We start from the raw sequence: 20730 nt of genomic DNA on the forward strand, positions 1-20730 counted from the left end.
GGGCGTGCCGAAAAGCTGTGTGCCTAACCCTCTTGGCCTTGCTGCCAAGGTTGGATGAGGTTGCCAAAGCGTGTGAAACGTCCCTCAAAGCTCAGCTCTACTGTGCCGATGGGGCCGTGACGCTGTTTGCCGATGACGACCTCGGCCCGGCCATGAAGCCGTTCCATTGCCTCTTGCCACGCGGCCATTTTCTCCAACTCATGGTCGCCAGGTTTTTCACGCTCTTTGTAGTACTCCTCGCGGAACACGAACATCACAACGTCCGCATCCTGCTCAATCGAGCCGGATTCGCGAAGGTCGCTTAGCTGGGGGCGCTTGTCTTCGCGGCTTTCGACCTGACGTGACAGCTGCGACAGGGCGATCACGGGGATGTCGAGTTCCTTGGCGATAGCTTTTAGACCCTGCGTAATCTCAGACACCTCGTTCACGCGGCTGTCTTTGGCCGAGGCGGGGCGCACCAGCTGCAGATAGTCGATGATCAAAACGTCCAACCCGCTTGTCCGTTTCAGGCGCCGCGCACGGGCGGCAAGCTGTGAAATTGGCAGTGCGGGCGTGTCATCAATATAGAGCGGACATTTTTCGAGCGACTTGGCAGCCTCCACAAAGCGACGGAACTCGGATTCCGTCATGTCGCCTTTACGAATTTGCTCGGACGGCACCTCAGAGGCTTCGGACAGGATACGGGCGGCCAGCTGCTCGGCGCTCATCTCAAGGCTGTAAAAGCCGACAACGCCGCCCTCAACCGCGCCTTCGCGGCCATCAGGCAGGATGCCCTTTTGGTAGGCTTTGGCGATGTTGAACGCGATGTTGGTCGCAAGCGAGGTTTTGCCCATCGACGGACGACCCGCGAGGATCAGAAGGTCAGAGCGGTGCAACCCGCCAAGCTTTTTGTCCATATCGACCAGCCCGGTCGAGATCCCGGCCATGCCGCCTTCGCGCATGTAGGCGGCGTTAGCGATCTGGACGGCGTCTGTGACGGCGGACAGAAAAGTTTGAAATCCGCTTTCGGTTTTGCCCTGTTCGGCAAGGGCATAAAGGTGTTGTTCCGCCGCGACGATCTGATCGCGGGGATCGTTGCTGACCCGCACGTCCGAGGCTTCGGCGGCGATGTTGCGGCCCAGGCCGATCAGCTCGCGCCGGATCGCGAGGTCATAGATCATCTGGGCGTAGTCGCGCACCGCATAAGACGAAATCGCAGCCCCCGCGAGGTTGACCAGATAGGCCGGCCCCCCAAGCGCCTGAAGGCCTTCGTCGTCCTCCATAAAGGCTTTGAGCGTAACCGGAGAGGCGAGCGCATTTTTGTGAATCCGCTCCGCGGCCGTTTCCCAGATGCGTCGGTGCACAGGGTCATAGAAATGCTCGGCACGGATGATCGAGGCGGCCTGATCAAACAGGTCGTTATTGGTCAGGATCGCACCCAGAAGCTGTTGTTCGGCCTCAATATTGGCGGGCAGTTCTTCTGGTGTCGCGGCGGGCATTCCCGTCGCGTTCATTTGCGTTATTTCATTCATTGTGGACCTCGCCTCTCGTGAGGTCTGTCATAGCGGAGCGGACCTGCGCAGGGCAACGTGGAAAAGCTGTGGATAACATGTTTGGCAATGTGCATGCACAACATGATGACAAATCATGGGGTATTTGGTCAAGATATTGCGAATTTAACCGTAATAATTCTTAACATGGTGAATGCCGCCCGAAGGGGGCGGCATCCGATGCGAGATCGATTTATTTGGGCGAAAAGCGCCGTGTTCCGGGCTGCTTAGCTGGCGGGCTTATTGGCATCCTGCCACGCGCGCGGCGCGGTGAGGAAAGCCTCAACCTCTGACAGGGTCTCCGAATCGAAGGAGCCTTGCGCCTTGGCCTCTGCGAGGACATCCCACCATGTGCACAACGCGTGCAGCGTGACGCCGTGATCGCCCAAGGTTTTTTCCGTCTCGGGGAAAATACCGTAGGAGAAAATCACGGCGGTGTGCGCGCAGGTGGCCCCGGTTTCGCGGATCGCGTCCACAAAGGACAGCTTGGAGCCACCGTCGGTGGTTAGATCCTCAACCAGCAAGACGCGCTGGCCTTCGGACATCGCGCCCTCAATGCGGGCGTTGCGGCCGTAGCCTTTGGGCTTCTTGCGGACATAGGTCATCGGCAAAGCCATGCGTTCGGCAACAAATGCCGAGAAAGGGATGCCCGCGGTTTCGCCACCTGCGATGTTATCGAACGCTTCAAACCCTGCGTCGCGCATGACCGTTACCGTGAGAAAATCCATCAGTGTCGAGCGGATGCGCGGATAGGAGATCAGCTTGCGGCAGTCGATATAGGTGGGCGATGGCAGGCCAGAGGCCAGAATGAACGGTTCACGCGCGTTGAAGTGAACGGCCTCGATTTCGAGCAACATACGTGCAGTGAGGCGTGCGATTTCGCGGGCGTCGGGAAAGGAAGTTGGGATCATGGAAGCCTCCGGCGGGAGTATTGGGGGAACAAAGGAGGGTTAGGTCACGCGCCACAGCAGCGGGTGACCGGGATCGAACACCGTAACGCGGCCGTCGGGCGTGTCGATATGGGACGGGTAGGGTGTGGGCGTGTCGCCCTTGGTCAAGGTGAGTGTGGCGTCATTGACAGGCAACCCGTAGTGGGCCGGGCCGTTGAGCGAGGTGAACGCCTCCAGCTGGTCGAGGGCGTTTTCTTCCTCAAACACATGGGCAAGACAGGCCATTGTGTTGGTGGCGGTAAAGCAGCCCGCGCAGCCACATGCGCTTTCTTTGGCACCATCAAGGTGAGGTGCGCTGTCGGTGCCGAGGAAAAAGCGCGGGTTTCCGGAGGTGGCGGCTTTGCGCAGCGCCTCTTGGTGGGTGGCGCGTTTGACGACCGGCAGGCAGTAGTAATGGGGCCGGATGCCCCCTGCGAGCAGATGGTTGCGGTTGATCATCAGGTGATGGGTTGTGATCGTGCCTGCGATTTCGCCGCTCGCGCCTGCGACGTAGTCGATGCCGTCTTTGGTGGTGATGTGTTCCAGCGTGACCTTAAGGCCGGGGGTCGCGCGGCGGATGGGGTCCAGTTTGGTTTCGAGGAAGACGGCCTCACGGTCGAAGATGTCGACGGTTGGGTCCGTGACCTCACCATGAAAGCACAGGGGCAGGCCGATTTCGGCCATGGTTTCGAGCACGGGGCGCACTTTGTCGAAGTTACTCACGCCGGAGGCGGAATTGGTGGTGGCGCCCGCGGGGTAAAGCTTGATCGCGGTGATCAGGCGGCTTTGCGCGGCGGCGCGCACATCGGCGGGGTCCGTGTCTTCGGTCAGGTACAGCGTCATCAGCGGCTTGAAGTCTGCGCCTTTGGGCAGAGCGGCATTGATGCGGTCGCGGTAGGCGATGGCATCTGCACTGGTGACCACAGGGGGCACCAGATTGGGCATGATGATCGCGCGGGCAAAGTCGCGGCTGGTTTCGGGAAGAACGGCCCGAAGCATCGCGCCATCGCGCAGGTGCAAGTGCCAATCGTCGGGGCGGCGGATCGTGAATGTGCGTGTCATGGGCCCCGCTCTATACCGCCTTTTGCGAGGCCGCCAGCCCCTGTGTCGTCTGGTCTTGTGCGGGAATTGCGGGATTTTGTGAGGTTTGTTTCAAGGTTGGCTCAACCGTAGGATAGGAAATGAGCATGGCTGGGCCGAGGTGCGCGGGTGTTTCCTAGTCCTCGACACTGGGAATATCGGGCGTTTTCAATGCGGTTGGCAGCGACGGGCGTGTGTGCGCTTGGCCTGAGAGTGGGCCGGGGCCGCTCCCGCCCGCGGCATCTGGGGCGCTGCACTCGCTTGCAAGCTGCAATTGAGCGCGGTCCGCTGATCACGGTTCTTTCGCGGTGCAAACATGGTATGGTGTTAACACTCTGACGCTTCCTCTTTGCGGTCATTTGACCAAAGGCGCGATGATGAAAATCCAAGGACACGACCCGCGACTGCGGTGGCCTCGTGCCGTGGCACAGGTCTCTAATTCAAACTTTTCGCCCACCACGGGACGGCTGGTGTGTCGTGTGCTGTGTGGCTATGATTTTCGCCGCAATCCCTATCCAACGGTGGCCAAAAGGGGTGCTGAGATTGAGCGGCTGATGCTTTTGTCACCGGATGCTTTGCACGTGATGGGGCTGGACCGGGCCTTTGTGGTGCACCACGTTTTGCACGATATTCTACCGGCCAAGACTTACTCCGGCGCCAGCCTGTAAAGCGCGCCTTTCCCCACGGATAAAAACCATAGCCCGCCCTCGGGGCCTTCGCGCACGTCCCGCACGCGGTTGGTTTCGGGCAGGGTGATTTGGTCTACCTCTTGGGTGCTTTCACCCAGTGAGATGCGGGAAATATAGTCGAATTTCAGGGACCCGACAAAAAGATCCCCGGCCCAAGGCGCATGCGCCGTGCCCGAATGGATCACTGCGCCAGAGGGCGCGATGGAGGGATCCCAGTACATTTCGGGTTGGGCGAGGCCCTCTTTTTGCATGCCCTCACCAATCTTGAAGCCAGAGTAATGTCGCCCATAAGAGATCACGGGCCAGCCGTAATTGGTGCCGGCGGTGATGCGGTTGACCTCATCACCGCCGCGCGCGCCGTGCTCTATTACATATAGCGCGCCATCGGGGCTGATTGCGGCACCTTGAGGGTTACGGTGGCCGTAGGACCAAATCGCGGGGCGCGCACCGGGGGTGTCCACAAACGGGTTGTCGGGTGGGATGCTTCCATCGCGCGCAATGCGCAGGACCGTGCCGGTCTCGATGCTTAGGTCTTGGGCCGTGTCGCGCGCACCCCGGTCCCCGATGGTGAGGTACAGATAGCCATCCGCGCCTTCGACCACCCGAGAGCCGAAATGCCGCCCGCCGGAGGTGCCCCGTACCATTTCAAACAGGACGCGCACGTCGCGCAGGCGGCTTCCGTCGGCGCTCAACTCTCCTCGGGCAAGTGCGGTGCCCGCTCCGCGCCCCTGTGGCTTGGCGAAGGTCAAGAATACCTCTCTCGTTTGGGTAAAATCGCGGGGGATCATGACGTCCAATAACCCACCTTGGCCGTCAGCGGCCACGCGCGGCACGCCCGCGACCGCCACCCGGTTGCCATCACTTGCAATGTGCAGCAATCGGCCTTCCCGTTCAGTGATCAAAAGGGCACCTTGGGGCAGGAAGCCGACGGCCCAAGGCTCAACTAGGTCCGATACCACCTCGGTTACAGTGAATGTTCCGGTGCCAAGCGTTACTTCACGAGCTTCAACAGGCTTGAGTATGGCAAGGGCCGTGAGGCCGGCAATCAATAGGGTGGTGGCACGCATTTGAAGGGTCCTTCGACGGCGGAAGCTATCATTTATAAATAGAGGCGCAGATGCGTCGGTCCAGCGGGACCCACGGGCTTGTGAAATCACCAAATAGACCCAACGTCATATAGCTGAATCCCTCTTGGCATTTTGCAATGAGGTCCCTAATCTCGATCGCTGATACGTTATATTCAGGGAGTGAATGGAATGAAAAAAGTACTGCTTGCCTCCGTGGCAGCTGCACTGATGACCGGTGGCGCGTTTGCTGACGGCCACGGTGCCATCAAACTGGGCGTTTCGCTTGGCTTTACGGGCCCGCTCGAAAGCCTCGCACCTTCGATGGCTGCGGGCGCAGAACTCGCGATGAGCGAAGTCAATGCGGCCGGCGGGATCCTTGATGGGTCCATGCTCGAAGCGGTTCAGGGCGACTCGACATGTATCGACGCCTCTGCTGCGACCTCCGTGGCCGAGCGTCTGGTGACATCTGATGGCGTGGCGGGCATCGTTGGGGCCATGTGCTCTGGTGCGACTGGCGCGATCTTGGCCAATGTGGCTGTGCCTAACGGCATCGTTATGGTCTCCCCCTCGGCGACATCACCCGGTCTGTCGACCGCAGAAGACAACGGCTTGTTTTTCCGCACGGCTCCCTCTGATGCACGCCAAGGTGTGATCATCTCGGAAATCCTTGCAGAAAACGGCATCACCAGCGTTGCGGTGTCCTACACCAACAACGACTACGGCAAGGGTTTGGCAGATGCGTTCGAAAGCGCATTCGAAGCCTCCGGTGGGACTGTCACAATCAACGCAGCACACGAAGACAACAAAGCCGACTACTCGGCCGAAGTTGGTGCGCTTGCGGCTGCTGGCGGTGAAGTGCTGGTTGTGGCTGGTTACGTGGACTCCGGCGGGTCGGGCATCGTGCGCGCAGCCTTGGACACAGGCGCGTTTGACACCTTCTACTTCCCCGATGGGATGGTATCGGAGCAACTGGGCCTGAACTTCCCCGGTGAAATCGATGGCTCGTTCGGCGCCAACCCCGGCACCGACAGCAACGGCGCGCAGCTGTACCAAGACATGGCAACAGCAGGCGGCTTTGATGGCACCTCGCCATTCTCTGCCGAAAGCTACGATGCGGCGGCTCTGATCATGCTTGCGATGCAGGCTGCGGGTTCTGCGGACCCAGCAGAGTACAAAGACACGCTGATGGATGTTGCAAACGCCCCCGGCGAAGTCATCCTGCCCGGTGAGCTGGCCAAAGCGATCCAAATCCTCAAGGACGGCGGCGACGTTGACTACAGCGGCGCGTCCGCAGTTGAGCTGATCGGCCCCGGTGAAGCAGGCGGTAACTATCGTCAGATCACGTTTGAGAACGGCGAACTGGTGGTTGTCGGCTACCGCTAAGCTGATCCCTAGCAACAACGTACGGCCCTTAGCATCCGCTGAGGGCCGTATCTTTTGAGAGTAAAGCGTGCCTGCGGGAGTTACGTATGATCGTCGTAGAAAACCTACATCGCCATTTTGGTGGGTTCCGGGCCGTTGATGGCGCTTCGCTCCGGATTGAGACCGGGTCCATTACGGGCCTGATTGGGCCCAACGGGGCCGGAAAAACCACACTTTTCAATGTGATTGCGGGTGTTCTTAAACCAACTTCGGGCAAGGTCACGATGGCGGGTGAAGATATCACCGGCCTGCCGCCCCACGAATTGTTCCACAAGGGACTGCTGCGGACATTCCAGATTGCGCATGAATTTTCGTCCATGACGGTGCGTGAAAACCTGATGATGGTGCCCGGCGCACAGCGCGGCGAAACCCTCTGGGAGACATGGTTCAACCGTCGCCAGATTGAGGCAGACGAACGCGCGTTGCTGGCCAAAGCCGATGAGGTGCTTGAGTTTCTGACGATCTCGCACCTGCGTGATGAGAAGGCCGGAAACCTGTCTGGCGGACAGAAAAAGCTGCTGGAACTGGGCCGCACCATGATGGTCGACGCCAAGATTGTCTTCTTGGATGAGGTCGGGGCAGGCGTGAACCGAACCCTGCTGAACACCATCGGTGATGCGATCCTGCGGTTGAACAAAGAGCGCGGCTATACCTTTGTGGTCATCGAACATGACATGGATTTCATTGGAAAAATCTGTGATCCCGTCATCTGTATGGCTGAGGGCAAAGTCCTCGCCGAGGGAACCTTGGCCGAGATCAAAGCCAACGAACAGGTGATCGAGGCCTATCTGGGCACGGGGCTTAAGAACAAGGTCGCAGCGGGATGACCGGGCGCCCAAAGCTCGCCCCGCACCGAACACACACTGCACAAGACTTGAGGCATCCATGACCGAGCCGTTTTTGATTGGCGACACCATGTCCGGGGGCTACGGCTCTGGCCCGGATATTCTGCACGACTGCACCGTGTCCGTAGACAAAGGTGAGATTGCGGTCATTGTCGGCCCCAATGGCGCCGGCAAATCCACCGCGATGAAGGCCGTGTTCGGCATGCTGGATGTGCGTAAGGGGGCCGTGCGTTTGGGTGGTGAGGATATCACCAAACTGACCCCTCAGGCCCGGGTGGCCAAAGGCATGGGGTTCGTGCCGCAAACCAACAACATCTTTACCTCGATGACGGTTGAGGAAAACCTTGAGATGGGGGCGTTTTTGCGCCGCGATGACATCGCGCAGACGATCGCTCAGGTCTATGAACTGTTCCCGATCCTGCACGAAAAACGCAATCAGGCGGCGGGCGAACTTTCTGGCGGGCAGCGTCAGCAGGTTGCGGTGGGGCGTGCGTTGATGACCCAACCGACGGTCCTGATGCTTGATGAGCCGACCGCGGGCGTCAGCCCCATCGTGATGGATGAGCTGTTTGATCGCATCATTGAGGTCGCGCGCACGGGCATTTCTATCCTGATGGTGGAACAGAACGCTCGCCAAGCGCTTGAAATCGCGGACAAAGGGTATGTTCTGGTTCAGGGGCGCAATGCCTATACCGACACGGGCAAGGCGCTTCTTGCGGACCCCGAAGTGCGCAAATCCTTTTTGGGAGGCTGACATGCTAAGACGACTAGGACTAGCGGCCTACATGGCACTTATGGCGGGCAGCGCGCAGGCGATGATCTGCACGTTTGAGGCCGAGTGCTTTGAGCAAGACGGCTGTATGGAAAGCGGATTTGGCTTTGAAGTTATCACGACTGACGCGGGTACGCTGCAGTTTGTGACGGAATTTGGCGATCTTGATGTGGTGTGGTCATCCGACGACATCGGCACGTTTGCGGGCCTCGCGACTGGGGCGGGTGCAAACTATTTTCTCACGACCGGATCTGAGGGCGCGCGGTTGTCCGTGCACCTCGATGGGCCGGTTGCGGTCACCTACATCGGTCAATGTGAGGGCGGGCTCTAGCCCCCTCAGGAAGGATATCATCGAATGGTTGATGCACTTAACGGACTGATTGTTCTGGCGAACTTCGTCCTTATCCCCGCCACGGCCTACGGCGCGCAGCTGGCGCTTGGGGCGCTTGGCGTGACGCTGATTTACGGCATTTTGCGGTTCTCTAACTTTGCGCATGGGGACACGATGGCGTTTGGCACGGCGATCACCGTGCTTGTGACATGGGCGTTCCAATCGCTCGGGATCAGCTTTGGCCCGCTACCAACTGCTTTGCTCGCGCTGCCCATTGGGATCGCGGCAACCTCATTGCTGGTGGTTGGCACGGACCGCGCGGTTTACCGGTTTTACCGTAAACAACGGGCCGCCCCTGTGATCTATTTGATTGCGTCGCTGGGGGTGATGTTTGTGTTGAACGGCCTTGTGCGGTTCATCATCGGCACCGATGACCAACGCTTCACCGATGGGGAGCGGTTCTTGATCTCGGTACGTGACTTCAAAGCGATGACCGGCTTGGCCGAGGGGCTGGCGATCCGGACGACCCAAGCCATCACGGTGGTTGTCGCGATCCTTGTCGTCGCCGCGCTCTTTTGGTTCCTGAACCGTACGCGGACCGGGAAATCCATGCGCGCCTATTCCGACAACGAAGACCTTGCGCTGCTGTCGGGGATCAACCCAGAACGGGTTGTTTTGTACACATGGTTGATCGTTGCGGCCTTGGCCACGACTGCGGGCGTTCTGTATGGCTTGGATAAGTCGTTCAAACCCTTCGTGTATTTCCAACTGCTTTTGCCGATCTTTGCGGCTGCCATTGTGGGGGGCCTTGGGAACCCATTGGGCGCCATCGCGGGGGGATTTGTGATTGCGTACTCAGAGGTGTTGATCACCTATCCGATGAAACGCGTTTTGGGCTATTGGATGCCCGAAAGCCTAGAGCCAGACGGGCTCGTGCAGTTGTTGTCCACCGACTATAAATTCGCGGTCAGTTTCTCGATCCTTTTGATCGTCCTTCTGTTCCGACCCACCGGCCTATTTAAGGGGAAATCACTATGATCGGCTCCCTGTTTCGCGGCATGACGCGGCGTGATTTGTTGCTGTTTGCCTTTGTGGCGGTCCTGTATATTGGCACGGCATATGTGCAGTCCTGGAATACGGTTCTCGGCATGGTGAACCTTGCGTTGATCTCGGCGATCATGGCGTTGGGTGTGAACATGCAATGGGGCTATGCGGGCCTGCTGAACGTGGGTGTCATGGGCTTTGTGGCGCTAGGCGGCTTGGCGGCGGTGCTGGTGTCGGTGCCCCCCACCGACGAGGCTGTCTCGGCTGGCGGCTTGCAGATTGTCATCGCATTGTTGCTGGGGGCTGCGACCGTAGCGGCCGCCGTTGTAGCGTGGGGCAAGATGCCCCCGAGCCGGGCGCGGGGCTTTGCCGTGGCTGGCATCCTGCTGGTTGGCTTTTTCATCTTTCGTGCGGTGTTCGACCCGGCTGTAGCGCGGGTTGAGGCGGTAAACCCGGCCTCTACCGGGTACTTGGGCGGGCTGCATTTGCCTGTTGTTCTCAGCTGGCCTGTGGGCGGTCTGTTCGCGGCGGGTGCTGCGTGGATTATTGGCAAAAGCGCGCTGCGTTTGCGCTCTGACTATCTAGCGATCGCTACGCTCGGTATTTCGGAGATCATTATCGCGATCCTTAAGAATGAGGATTGGTTGAGCCGGGGCGTCAAAAACGCAACTGGTGTGCCATCGCCCATGCCTGCTGCAATCGACCTGCAAACCGACCCAAGCTTTGTGGAGCGCGTGACATCGTGGGGCTTTGACCCAGTCACGGCTTCGACGATTGCGGTGAAACTAGGCTACATGGCTTTGTTCTTGGCCGTTCTGGTGGCCTTGATCTGGCTGACACAGATGGCGCTCAATTCGCCTTGGGGCCGTATGATGCGCGCGATCCGCGACAATGAGGTTGCGGCCTCTGCGATGGGCAAAGACGTCACAAAGCGGCACTTGCAGATCTTTATCCTTGGCTCTGCTGTGTGCGGCATGGCGGGGGCTATGCTGGTGACGCTGGACGGTCAGTTGACGCCGGGTACCTACCAGCCGCTGCGGTTTACGTTCCTGATTTGGGTGATGGTTATCGTTGGTGGCTCTGGCAACAACTGGGGCTCGGTTCTGGGGGGCTTCCTGATTTATTGGCTTTATATTCAGGTCGAGCCGATTGGGATTTGGACCATGGAGATGATCACTTCGGGCATGGCAGATGGCAGCTGGCTCAAGGCGCATTTGTTGGAATCTGCGGCCCATATGCGGCTTTTGACGATGGGGATTATCCTGTTGGTGGTTCTGCGGTTTAGCCCACGCGGCTTGATCCCGGAGAGATGAGGTCAACGGCGTCGCGCCCCCGGTGGGCGCGACCTGTGGATTGCGCCGCCCTTTGGGCGTCGCGGTAGGCGAGGGGCGCTGCCCCTCGCGCTCCCCGATGAGTATTTATAGAACAAAGGAGGCGGGGCGTGGTGCCCCGCCTTTTTGTTTGGCGATAGGGTGTTTAGGAGGACCGCTAGATCTTGACGCCTTCACGGCCAGCAAGGTCCGTGAAGAACTGCCACGCAACCCGTCCGGAGCGCGAGCCGCGTGTGGCCTGCCATTCGATGGCTTGCGCCTTGAGGTCATCAGCGGGCACGTTGACGCCATATGCGGCGCAGTAGCCTTCGATCATGCTGAGGTAGCTGTCTTGGTCACAGGTGTGGAAGCCAAGCCAGAGGCCGAAGCGATCCGAGAGGGAGACCTTTTCCTCAACCGCCTCAGAGGGGTTGATGGACGACGAGCGTTCGTTTTCGATCATGTCGCGAGGCATCAAGTGGCGCCGGTTCGACGTGGCGTAAAACAGGACGTTTTCGGGGCGGCCTTCGATGCCGCCGTCTAGGACTGCTTTTAGGGATTTGTAGTGTTCGTCATCATGGCTGAAGCTGAGGTCATCACAATAGAGCACAAAGCGCAGGTCCGGGCTATTGCGCAGAGCATCGAGCAGGCGGCCGACCGATGGCAGGTCCTCGCGCTGGAGTTCCACCAGTTTGAGCGGCAGACCTTGGGCCGTGAGCGCGCCGTGGACGGCCTTGACCAAGCTGCTTTTGCCCATGCCGCGCGCGCCCCACAAAAGCGCGTTGTTGGCGGATAGGCCGTTGGCGAAGCGTCGGGTGTTTTCGAGCAGCGTGTCGCGGGCGCGGTCGATCCCGATCAACAGGTCCAGATCGACGCGGCTAATGTTTGGAACCGGTACAAGCCTGTCGGGCGACGTGTGCCACAAGAACGCCTCAGCGGTGCTGAGGTCAGGGGTAGGCGCGGGGCTGGGCGCCATACGCTCTAAAGCGGCGGCAATACGCTCCAACGTGTCTTGGTTCACAGGTCGTCGTCCTCGTCTTCGTCTAGCAGGCCTTCGGCGCGCAGTTTGGCTTTGCGGCTTTTTTCAACGCGGCGGACCAGTTGGATCGAAATCTCATAGAGGCCGTAAACCACCACGAACAAGATGCCTTGGGTGATAACATCCGGTGGGGTCACAAGTGCGGCCAAGACAAGGATGCCGACCACCGCGTATTTGCGCACATGGGCAAGGCCCTCAGCCGATACGAGGCCCGCTTTGCCCATCAGGGTCAGCAGGACAGGCAGCTGGAAGCAAAGGCCAAAGGCCATGATGAATTTCAGCGTGATATCGAGGCTTTCGTTCACCTTCCCAAAGAAGGTGATGCGTACGCCTGTGTCCGTTGTGGGGACCGCGAGGCCGCCATCAGCGGGGAGTGCGCTGTCGGTTGTGCCAACGAACTGGCCCATCAGGTTGGCAAAGATCGAGGACACATCGGCGAAGCCCAGAAAGAACTGCATGGCCAGCGGCGTGACCACGAAATGTGCAAAGCTCGCGCCCAGCAGGAACATCAAGGGAGAGGCAAACATGAACGGCGCAAAGGCGTTCTTTTCGGCCTTGTAGAGACCGGGTGCTACGAACCGCCACAGCTGGTAGCCGATAAACGGGAACGCCAGCATGAAGCCAAACACCATTGAGATGCGGAACAGCGTGAACAGGTATTCCTGCGGTGACGTGTATTGCAGTGTGGGCGAGGGGTCACCGAGCGCGCGTAGCGTTGCCTCAATTGGCCCCATCAGAAATTGCAGGATGGGCTCTGCCACCATGAATGCAAGGACGATGCCGACCACAAAGGCCATAACGGCGCGGATCAAACAGGTCCGCAGCTCTGTCAGGTGTTCGATCAGTGGGGCAGCGCTGCCCTGCATTTCGTCGTCGTTGGGATCGTCAGTGGCGCTCATGTCTTGGGTGTCTCATCTGCGGATGCAGCGGGGGCGTCGGCGGGCGTGGGCTCGGATGGGGCCTCTAGGGCGGCTTCCAGCTCAGAGGCCTTTTGCGCGGCATCGGCGGCTTCGCGCGCTTTGCGCTCTGCGGCCATTCGTGCGGATTTCGCTTCGATCTTTTGTTTGGCAGCCTGGCGTTCCGCGCTCAGCTTGGATGTCTCGGGGCCCTTTGTGCTACCGCCGGTTTCGGGATCAACGTCAAAGTTGGTCGCGGATTTGGCGGCTTGGGCCACGGTGTCCAACGGGTTGGACATCTTGCGCAGGTCGCTGGCCATGCCTTTGACGCCGCTCTCATCGGCGGCATCGCTCATCGCAGAGGAAAACTCACGCGCCATTCCGCGCATTTTCCCCATGAACCGACCCACGTTACGAAACAACACGGGCAGGTCCTTGGGGCCTACTACGATCAGCGCGACAACGCCGATGACAAGAAGCTCTGTCCAGCCAAGATCGAACATGCGCGTCGCTTAGACTTTGTCTTTTTCGGTCTCGGCGGGGGTCACGTCGCGGGCCACGTCAGCGGGCGTCGCTTCGTCGTCTTTGGCGGCTTCCAGCTCTTCGGTGCCTTCTTTGATGCCTTTTTTGAAGGACGTGATGCCTTTGCCGACTTCGCCCATCAGGGACGAGATCTTGCCGCGTCCGAACAGGACAAGCACGACGATCGCAATGAGAAGAATGCCGGGCAGGCCGATATTATTGAGCATGGGGGTCTCCCTTGGATAGGTCGCGGGCCCTTGCATGGAACATGTGGGACACCGGCTGTGTTGGTCAGTCGCCCATAATGTATTGCGGCTCCGCGGGAGTTAAAAGGACGAATACGCTTTTGTTGCTGTATCAAAAGCGATTTCGTCACATTTATTCGAGGCCGTCCGCCCGGTGCAAAAGGCGAAAGCCTATTGCATCAGGGGGGTTGGGTCGATCGGTTCAAACCCCTTGAGGATCGAGAACCGCAGCCCCGAGGGAGACTGTCCGACGGTTGCAATGCGTTGGCCCGCGCGCACACGGTCGCCTTTTTTGACCGTCAGGTCGGAGATATTGGCGTAGACCGACTTCAGATCACCAGGGTGGGACACAACGATGACCGGGTTTTGGTCGGTGTCGCGGGTGATCAGGATGACCTCGCCGTCGGCTGCGGCGGCGACATCCGTACCGGGGTTTGCGGCGATGTCGACGCCCTGCTTAGAACTGGAATAGTTGCTGAGTTGGCCCCGTACGGGCTGTGCAAAGCGGCCGGGGGGCGGGCCGGGCTGGGTTGGCGCAGCCTCAGTTGGGGCTTCAACGCTGGCCACGCGGCTGTCATTGAGCGCGGGGCTTTGCGGCAAGGTGGCCTCGGACACGGGCGCGGGCAGGCCTGCACTTGCCGAGGGTGGCAGGGGGGTGACCGAACCTTGGCCGGGTGCGGCGGCAATGGCGGCTCCGGGCTCTTCGACGATCAATGGGATGATCAGGTATTGGCCTTCGCGGACCTCAAGATCACTGCTGAGGCCATTCCATTCCGCCAAGGATTTGACCGAAACGCCGTACAGACGCGCGATGGAAAATGCGGTTTCGCCACGTGCGGCGCGGTGGCGGATCGGCTCGCGTCCGGTTTGGACATCGACGCGGCGCGCCTCGCCCGGGCCGGGCAGGGTTGAGCGTTCGATTGCGGCCCCCGCGATGGCCCCGATGTCGGGGCGTTCACCGTCAACGGCGGCCGAGGGGGGCGCCACACGGCGTGGCATCGCGATCAGTTCATTGGGGCGCAACTCATCCGTGATGCTACGGCCGTTAAAGCGCGCGACTTCGGCGGGGTTGGCGCCCACTCGGTCGGCCAAATCGCTAAGGGTATCGCCGCGCCTTGCAACGGCGACCTGATAGGTTGGATAGGTGATCAGCCCATTGCGGTCGGGCTGTGGGCGCGACGAGGTTGCGGCCTCACGCGCGGCACTTGAGGTATCGAGTGTGCCCGGCGCATTTCCGCGCAAATCGAAGTCAATCGCGCTGAGGTTCAGTGGCTCACAGGCGGCAAGGGCCGCCACCGAGGCGAGCAAAAGGGGAAGGCGCAGGCGCGCTGTACGGGCGGGCGAAGGGGCAATGACGATCACGAACTCGATCCTTTGAATATATGGCCTCAAGGGTCGGACGCTTGGCGCGCCTCTGACGGGACGCGTTGTGCGCCCTTTGGTATATGTAGTCTACGTCTCCGCGAGCCCTTCGACAAGCGGGACAAAACGCACCGGCTGAAGCTCTTGGTAATCAAAGCCATCTTCGGTGCGACGCACTTTGATCAGGGTCTGAACCGCGTCGGACTGGCCCACCGGCACGATCATAATGCCACCCATGCGCAATTGCGCCAAGAGCGGGCCGGGCGGATCTTCGGCGGCGGCGGTCACAAGAATGCGATCAAAGGGCGCTTGTTCGGGCAGCCCAAAAGAACCGTCGCCCGAGATGACCGTTATATTGTGCAGGTCCAGTTTGGTCAGCAAAGCACTGGCCGCACGCGTCAGCGAACGGTGACGATCAATCGTGTAGATCCGACGTCCCAGTTGCGACAGGATCGCAGCCTGATAGCCAGAGCCCGTGCCGACCTCTAGGACTTTGTCGCGGGCCGAGACCTCTAGGGCTTGGGTCATCAGGCCGACCACTGAGGGTTGGCTGATGGTCTGACCGCTGGCAATTGGCAGGGGCACATCTTCGTAGGCGCGCTCCGCAAAGTGGCCGGTCAAAAACGCCGCGCGGTCAATTTTTTCCATTGCGGCAAGCACGCGTTTGTCCATCACCCCGCGAGAGCGGAGTTGAAACACAAATTGCATGGCTTGCTCGGCGGTTGGCATTGATCAGAGCTTGTTTTTCAGGGCTGTCAGGGCGTCTGCATCGGTCAGATCGGCGCGCATGGGCGTGACAGAGATGTACCCATCAAGGTTTGCAGCGGCATCGGTGCCGGGGGCGGTTGGATCGTGCTGCGCGCCGCCTTTGACCCAAATGAACTGACGGCCCGAGGGGGCTTTGTGCGGTTCAACCTTAAACCGGCCGTGGCCCCGGTAGCCTTGGGCTGTGGCCGCCGCACCTTTGACGTCGTCTGCGGGCACGGGGGGCACGTTGATGTTGTAAAAGATCTGGTATTCATCGCCGCCCCAAGGTGCCGTATCAAGGAGCCGCGTGATGAGGGGCGCGAGATGGATCGCCGAGGCCTCAAATGGGTCGGCGATCTCTACATTCTTTGGGCCAAAATATTGCGAGAGCGCTAAGGAACGCACGCCTTGAAGGGCCCCCTCCATCGCGGCACCAAGGGTGCCAGAATAGAGCGCATTTTCCGCCGAGTTGTTGCCACGATTAACGCCGGACAGAATGAGGTCCGGCTTTTGCGGCAAAACGTGGTGAATGCCCGCCAGAACGCAATCCGCGGGTGACCCCTCAATCGCAAAGCGGCGCGGACCAAAGTGCGATATCATCGTAGGGTGAGTGTAAGAAATGCAGTGACCTACACCCGATTGTTCAAACGCGGGCGCGACGGTCCAGACTTCTCCGTCCGGGCCTGCGAGCGTGGCTGCGATTTTCTCAAGCGTGTGCAGGCCGGGGGCGTTGATGCCGTCGTCATTGGTGATGAGAATGCGCATGGGGGTCCTCTTTGTTGCCGTAGTGCTTAGGCGAGCAGGGGGCGGAAAGCCAGAGACGAAGTGGGGTGCGGTGCACAGCGCGGTGGCTCAGGGCTGCGCCCCTCGCGTATGAGTATTTTGGGAACAAAGGAGGTGGGGTTAGTCCCAGTTTGGGGGGCGTTTTTCGATAAAGGCTTGCATGCCTTCGTCGGTGTCCGGCTGGGCGAGGTTTTGGACCATCGCATCGCGGGTGAGCGCGTAGGCGTCGGCAACAGGCAGCTCGACTTGGGTATAGAAGGCGGATTTGCCGATGCGGACCGCGCTGGAAAGCTTGCTGGCGACTTTTTCCGCGAGGGCCGTGGTTTCTTGGGCGAGGGCGTCGGGGTCGACCGCGCGGTTGATCAGGCCCAGATCGATGGCATCTTGGGCGGAGATGGCATCACCGGTTGTGAGCATCTCAAACGCGCGTTTGCGGGGTAGGTTGCGTGACAGGGCGACCATGGGAGTGGAGCAGAACAGGCCGATATTTACACCGTTCACCGCGAACCGTGTATGCGTGTCGGCAATGGCCATGTCGCAGTTGGCAACCATCTGGCACCCGGCAGCGGCGGCAATGCCATGGACTTGGGCGATGACCGGTTGGGGAAGATCACGCATTTGCGCCATAACGGCGGTGCAGCGATCAAACAGGTCTGCGAACGCGGCGGCGCCGCCGTCGGGGGCTTGGCGCATTGCCTGCATTTGGCGCAAATTATGGCCCGCGCAAAATGCTTTGCCCGCACCGCGCAGGATGACGGCCTTTTGCGGGCCTTGCGCGATGTCTGACAATTGCGCGCCGAGGGCTGCGAGCATTTCGTCAGAGAGCGAGTTAAGCGTGGCTGGATCGTTCAACGTAAGAGTTGTGATTGCGCCTGTATCCTCGCGCTGAAGAATGTCTGACATTTGCTTGCCCTTCGCTATTGGTCGCGCCAAGAGTAACAGGCAAAAGGGAGGGTGCAATGGCAATGGCGATGGATGGGGCCGCGCTGACGGACTTTTTGGAACGCGAGTTTCCGGAAGTTTCGGGTGAATTTACGATCCTGAAGGTTGAGCCTGAGATAATCACGGTACAATTGAACACAAGCGCTCGGCATTTGCGCCCTGGGGGGACCGTTTCGGGGCCTTCGATGTTTGGGCTGGCAGATGTCACGATGTATCTTGCGGTACTCGCGCAGATCGGGCCGGTGGCATTGGCCGTGACAACAAATTGCAGCATCGATTTTATGCGCAAGCCCGCAGCTGGTGTGCCGGTGGTGGCAGAGGGGCGTGTGCTAAAACTGGGCCGTACGCTTGCGGTGGGGGATGTGTTGTTGCGATCGGGTGAAAACGGGCCGATCGTGGCGCGGGCGTCGCTGACCTATGCAATTCCACCGAAAAATGATGGGGTAAAATAAAACCCCACTTGTAAGTGATTGTTTTTGTGTGGTTTGGGGCTGGGGTCGGTGCTTGACGATGGCCGAAAAGGCTATATACCCGGCGCATCTTCAGGCGTGCCACCTTGGTGCGCCTTAACGTTTGTAGGGTTAGAGATATGAAAACCTATTCCATGACCCCGGGTGATATCGACAAGAAGTGGATCTTGATCGACGCCGAGGGTATCGTGCTGGGCCGCCTGGCCTCCATCATCGCCATGCGCCTGCGTGGTAAACACAAAGCAGCGTTCACACCGCACATGGATATGGGTGACAACGTTATCGTTGTTAACGCTGACAAAATCCAGATCACCGGTAAGAAACGCGAAAAGCCACACTACTGGCACACCGGCTACCCCGGTGGGATCAAATCGCGCACGACGCAAGAGATCCTGGATGGCAAGCACCCCGAGCGGGTTGTGACCCAAGCCGTCAAGCGGATGCTGCCCGGCAACAAACTGTCGCGCCAGCTGATGACCAACCTGCGTGTATACGCAGGCGGTGAGCACCCCCATGAGGCCCAAGCACCAGACGTTCTGGACGTGGCCGCCATGAACAAGAAAAACACCCGGAGCTGATACCGATGGCTGATCAAATCAACACTCTCGAAGATCTGGCTGCGGCCACCGGCGTCCCCGCGGGCGACGAAACAACGCTGCTGGACACTTCGGTCCCCCGTGAGCCCGTCCGTGACGAGCTGGGTCGCTCCTACGCTACTGGTAAACGTAAAGATGCGGTTGCCCGCGTCTGGATCAAACCCGGTTCCGGTAAAGTGACTGTTAACGGTCGTGAACTGAACACGTACTTCGCACGCCCTGTGCTGCAGATGATTCTGCGCCAGCCGTTCCAGATCACTGATCGCGAAGACCAGTTCGACGTAATGGCGACTGTCAAAGGCGGCGGTTTGTCCGGTCAAGCTGGTGCGGTTAAGCACGGCATTTCCAAGGCATTGCAGCTGTATGAACCCTCCCTTCGGGGCGCGCTCAAAGCGGCTGGCTTCCTGACACGCGATAGCCGTGTTGTTGAGCGGAAGAAATACGGTAAGCGCAAGGCGCGCCGGAGCTTCCAGTTCTCCAAGCGTTAAGCTTTTGGAAATACAGATGGAAAAGGCCACGCTTCGCGCGTGGCCTTTTTTCGTCGATATGATCGTTGCGCAGGGTGCGGGAATAGGCTTTGATCGATCAAGTCGAAACGGGGGCGCGGGTGAACCAAGAGGCAAAACGGGGTTGGGTGCTGGTGTCAGTGCCGCTCCTTTACACGATATTGCTTATGGCGGCGCCTTTGACCGCGATCTTTGTCTTCAGTTTCTGGAGCCAAGACTTTTTGACGCTCGACACCACTATGACGCTCAAGAATTATCGCGAAGCGTGGAATGAGCCGCTGTATGCCGAGCTTTTGAGCCGTTCGATCAGGATTGCAGGTGCGGTGACTTTGGTGACGGTGGTGCTGGCATTTCCAGTTGCTTATTTCGTCAGCTTTCACGTGGCGCCTGAGCGGAAATCGCTTTGGTTGTTTTTGATCACCATCCCGTTCTGGACCAGCTATCTGCTGCGTATTTTTCTGTGGAAAGTGATCCTTGGGTTCAACGGTGTTCTTAACACCTCCCTACAAAGCATTGGTTTCATTGATGAGCCTTTGACGTTCATTCTGTATAATGCAAACGCTGTGGTCATCACGTTGGCGCATGCCTTTGCGCCATTTGCGATCTTGCCGATCTTTGTCGCGCTTGAGAAAATTGACCGCTCGTTGCTCGAAGCCGCGCGTGATTTGGGTGAGAACGCGGTTATGACATTTGTCCGCGTGACCCTTCCGCTTGCGATGCCGGGCGTGGTTGCCGCGACGTTGATCGTGTTCATCCCGACCGTGGGCGATTATGTGACGCCACGCCTTGTGGGCGGGCCGAACGGATTGATGATTGCGAACATGATCCAGACACAGTTTCTACGTTTGAATAACGCGCCCATGGGGGCGGCCTTGGCCGTGATTGCCATGACGACGGTCACGGTGATGGCGTTGCTGTTGTTGGCCGTAACGCGCAAGTGGATGCGTGGGGGCGGGCGATGACTGGTCGGGTCCGGATGATGCGCGTACCGCATCGGAGAGCCCTATGATGTTGCGGGCCTATGTCATTGTATTTTTGTTGTTTTTGTATGCGCCGATTCTGCTGCTGCCGGTCTTTGCATTTAATTCCGGCACGGTGATTGCGTTTCCCTTGGATGGGTTCACGTTCCACTGGTTTGCGGAATTGGCCGTGACAAAGGCGTTGCATGAGGCGGTAGTGAATTCACTGATTATCGCGGCGGTAACGGCAGTGATTTCCACGGCTTTGGGCGTTGCGGCGGCGCGTGCGGCGGTACGCTACCGGTTCCCGGGCAAGGCCGCGGCCCTTGGATTGATCATGGTGCCGCTCGTTCTGCCTGAGATTATTGTGGCCGTTTCACTTTTGGTGGTTGTGGTACAGATAATGGGCTGGGATTTGTCGATGAGCACTGTCATCGCGGCGCATGTGTTAATTTGCACGCCCTTTGCCACTGCAATCCTTAACGCAAGTTTCCAGAACCTTGACCCAAGCCTAGAGGAAGCCGCCGTTGATCTGGGGGAGAGCCGGTCCTCGACCTTTCGCCTCATTACGTTGCCGCTAATCATGCCGGGTATCATTGCGGCACTTCTGATCTCTTTCACGATCTCATTGGATGAGTTCATTAT

At 59.3% G+C, this 20730-nt stretch carries 24 protein-coding genes; 12 read left to right on the forward strand and 12 right to left on the reverse strand.

Annotated elements, in window-relative coordinates:
• Window positions 1-23 precede the first annotated feature (23 nt).
• The 3 genes from AC4GMC_RS04040 to pyrC all read right to left on the reverse strand — a co-directional run bounded on the left by AC4GMC_RS04040 (window position 24) and on the right by pyrC (window position 3520).
• The gene (locus tag AC4GMC_RS04040) at window positions 24-1511 is read right to left on the reverse strand and encodes a replicative DNA helicase (RefSeq protein WP_038002651.1); all 1488 of its coding nucleotides are present in this window, start codon (window positions 1509-1511) and stop codon (window positions 24-26) included.
• Window positions 1512-1756: 245 nt separating this feature from the next.
• The gene (locus AC4GMC_RS04045) at window positions 1757-2440 is read right to left on the reverse strand and encodes an orotate phosphoribosyltransferase (RefSeq protein ID WP_269081272.1); all 684 of its coding nucleotides are present in this window, start codon (window positions 2438-2440) and stop codon (window positions 1757-1759) included.
• 39 nt (window positions 2441-2479) lie between these two features.
• Window positions 2480-3520, reverse strand: a complete 1041-nt coding sequence (gene pyrC / locus AC4GMC_RS04050; RefSeq protein ID WP_487880319.1) for a dihydroorotase — start codon at window positions 3518-3520, stop codon at window positions 2480-2482.
• Between the two features lie 395 nt (window positions 3521-3915).
• Here pyrC and AC4GMC_RS04055 point away from each other — a divergent pair, with 395 nt between their 5' ends.
• The gene (locus AC4GMC_RS04055) at window positions 3916-4206 is read left to right on the forward strand and encodes a hypothetical protein (RefSeq protein WP_487879156.1); all 291 of its coding nucleotides are present in this window, start codon (window positions 3916-3918) and stop codon (window positions 4204-4206) included.
• On the opposite strand, the gene AC4GMC_RS04060 is transcribed toward AC4GMC_RS04055, so the two are convergent.
• Window positions 4185-5294, reverse strand: coding sequence for a PQQ-dependent sugar dehydrogenase (locus AC4GMC_RS04060; protein ID WP_487877185.1), 1110 nt, complete (start codon window positions 5292-5294; stop codon window positions 4185-4187). The genes AC4GMC_RS04055 and AC4GMC_RS04060 overlap by 22 nt on opposite strands.
• 189 nt (window positions 5295-5483) lie before the next feature.
• Here AC4GMC_RS04060 and AC4GMC_RS04065 point away from each other — a divergent pair, with 189 nt between their 5' ends.
• From AC4GMC_RS04065 to AC4GMC_RS04090, 6 genes are all read left to right on the forward strand, one after another.
• Window positions 5484-6677: an ABC transporter substrate-binding protein gene (locus AC4GMC_RS04065; RefSeq protein ID WP_487877186.1), complete on the forward strand. Its 1194-nt coding sequence runs from the start codon at window positions 5484-5486 to the stop codon at window positions 6675-6677.
• Between the two features lie 86 nt (window positions 6678-6763).
• Window positions 6764-7543, forward strand: a complete 780-nt coding sequence (locus tag AC4GMC_RS04070; RefSeq protein WP_038002665.1) for an ABC transporter ATP-binding protein — start codon at window positions 6764-6766, stop codon at window positions 7541-7543.
• Between the two features lie 58 nt (window positions 7544-7601).
• Window positions 7602-8315 carry an ABC transporter ATP-binding protein gene (locus AC4GMC_RS04075; RefSeq protein WP_487879157.1) on the forward strand — a complete coding sequence of 238 codons (714 nt, stop codon included), beginning with the start codon at window positions 7602-7604 and terminating at the stop codon, window positions 8313-8315.
• 1 nt (window position 8316) lies between these two features.
• Window positions 8317-8664, forward strand: a complete 348-nt coding sequence (locus tag AC4GMC_RS04080) for a hypothetical protein (protein WP_487877780.1) — start codon at window positions 8317-8319, stop codon at window positions 8662-8664.
• 24 nt (window positions 8665-8688) lie between these two features.
• Entirely contained in the window at window positions 8689-9702 is a 1014-nt protein-coding gene (locus AC4GMC_RS04085; protein WP_487877779.1) for a branched-chain amino acid ABC transporter permease, read from the forward strand.
• Entirely contained in the window at window positions 9699-11021 is a 1323-nt protein-coding gene (locus tag AC4GMC_RS04090) for a branched-chain amino acid ABC transporter permease (protein ID WP_487877778.1), read from the forward strand. The genes AC4GMC_RS04085 and AC4GMC_RS04090 overlap by 4 nt, the downstream gene beginning before the upstream one ends.
• Before the next feature lie 175 nt (window positions 11022-11196).
• Here the strand turns inward: AC4GMC_RS04090 and AC4GMC_RS04095 are convergent, their stop codons facing one another.
• The 8 genes from AC4GMC_RS04095 to AC4GMC_RS04130 all read right to left on the reverse strand — a co-directional run bounded on the left by AC4GMC_RS04095 (window position 11197) and on the right by AC4GMC_RS04130 (window position 17515).
• Entirely contained in the window at window positions 11197-11994 is a 798-nt protein-coding gene (locus AC4GMC_RS04095; protein ID WP_487877782.1) for an ATP-binding protein, read from the reverse strand.
• Between the two features lie 41 nt (window positions 11995-12035).
• Window positions 12036-12956, reverse strand: coding sequence for a twin-arginine translocase subunit TatC (gene tatC / locus AC4GMC_RS04100; protein ID WP_487877777.1), 921 nt, complete (start codon window positions 12954-12956; stop codon window positions 12036-12038).
• Window positions 12953-13456, reverse strand: coding sequence for a Sec-independent protein translocase protein TatB (gene tatB, locus AC4GMC_RS04105; RefSeq protein WP_487877776.1), 504 nt, complete (start codon window positions 13454-13456; stop codon window positions 12953-12955). The genes tatC and tatB overlap by 4 nt, the downstream gene beginning before the upstream one ends.
• Window positions 13457-13465: 9 nt before the next feature.
• Window positions 13466-13702: a twin-arginine translocase TatA/TatE family subunit gene (locus AC4GMC_RS04110; protein WP_038002678.1), complete on the reverse strand. Its 237-nt coding sequence runs from the start codon at window positions 13700-13702 to the stop codon at window positions 13466-13468.
• A 189-nt stretch (window positions 13703-13891) separates the two neighbouring features.
• On the reverse strand, window positions 13892-15082 hold the full coding sequence (locus AC4GMC_RS04115) for a peptidoglycan DD-metalloendopeptidase family protein (RefSeq protein WP_487877775.1): 1191 nt from the start codon (window positions 15080-15082) through the stop codon (window positions 13892-13894).
• A 90-nt stretch (window positions 15083-15172) separates the two neighbouring features.
• The gene (locus AC4GMC_RS04120) at window positions 15173-15790 is read right to left on the reverse strand and encodes a protein-L-isoaspartate(D-aspartate) O-methyltransferase (RefSeq protein WP_487879158.1); all 618 of its coding nucleotides are present in this window, start codon (window positions 15788-15790) and stop codon (window positions 15173-15175) included.
• Window positions 15791-15814: 24 nt separating this feature from the next.
• Window positions 15815-16594, reverse strand: a complete 780-nt coding sequence (gene surE, locus AC4GMC_RS04125; protein ID WP_487879159.1) for a 5'/3'-nucleotidase SurE — start codon at window positions 16592-16594, stop codon at window positions 15815-15817.
• 138 nt (window positions 16595-16732) lie between these two features.
• Window positions 16733-17515: an enoyl-CoA hydratase gene (locus tag AC4GMC_RS04130; protein WP_487879160.1), complete on the reverse strand. Its 783-nt coding sequence runs from the start codon at window positions 17513-17515 to the stop codon at window positions 16733-16735.
• A gap of 56 nt (window positions 17516-17571) precedes the next feature.
• Here AC4GMC_RS04130 and AC4GMC_RS04135 point away from each other — a divergent pair, with 56 nt between their 5' ends.
• From AC4GMC_RS04135 to AC4GMC_RS04155, 5 genes are all read left to right on the forward strand, one after another.
• A complete protein-coding gene (locus AC4GMC_RS04135; RefSeq protein ID WP_487879161.1) occupies window positions 17572-18006 on the forward strand; it encodes a PaaI family thioesterase in 435 nt (144 codons plus the stop codon).
• Between the two features lie 137 nt (window positions 18007-18143).
• The gene (gene rplM, locus AC4GMC_RS04140) at window positions 18144-18602 is read left to right on the forward strand and encodes a 50S ribosomal protein L13 (RefSeq protein WP_487879162.1); all 459 of its coding nucleotides are present in this window, start codon (window positions 18144-18146) and stop codon (window positions 18600-18602) included.
• Window positions 18603-18607: 5 nt separating this feature from the next.
• Window positions 18608-19108 (forward strand): 30S ribosomal protein S9, encoded by a 501-nt coding sequence (gene rpsI / locus AC4GMC_RS04145; RefSeq protein WP_487879163.1) that lies wholly within the window; start codon window positions 18608-18610, stop codon window positions 19106-19108.
• Window positions 19109-19197: 89 nt separating this feature from the next.
• Window positions 19198-20088, forward strand: coding sequence for an ABC transporter permease (locus tag AC4GMC_RS04150; RefSeq protein ID WP_487879164.1), 891 nt, complete (start codon window positions 19198-19200; stop codon window positions 20086-20088).
• A gap of 43 nt (window positions 20089-20131) precedes the next feature.
• Window positions 20132-20730 (forward strand): ABC transporter permease (locus tag AC4GMC_RS04155; protein WP_487884446.1); only part of this gene is annotated, 599 nt, incomplete at its 3' end.

This window comes from Thalassobacter sp. (genome assembly GCF_982993085.1).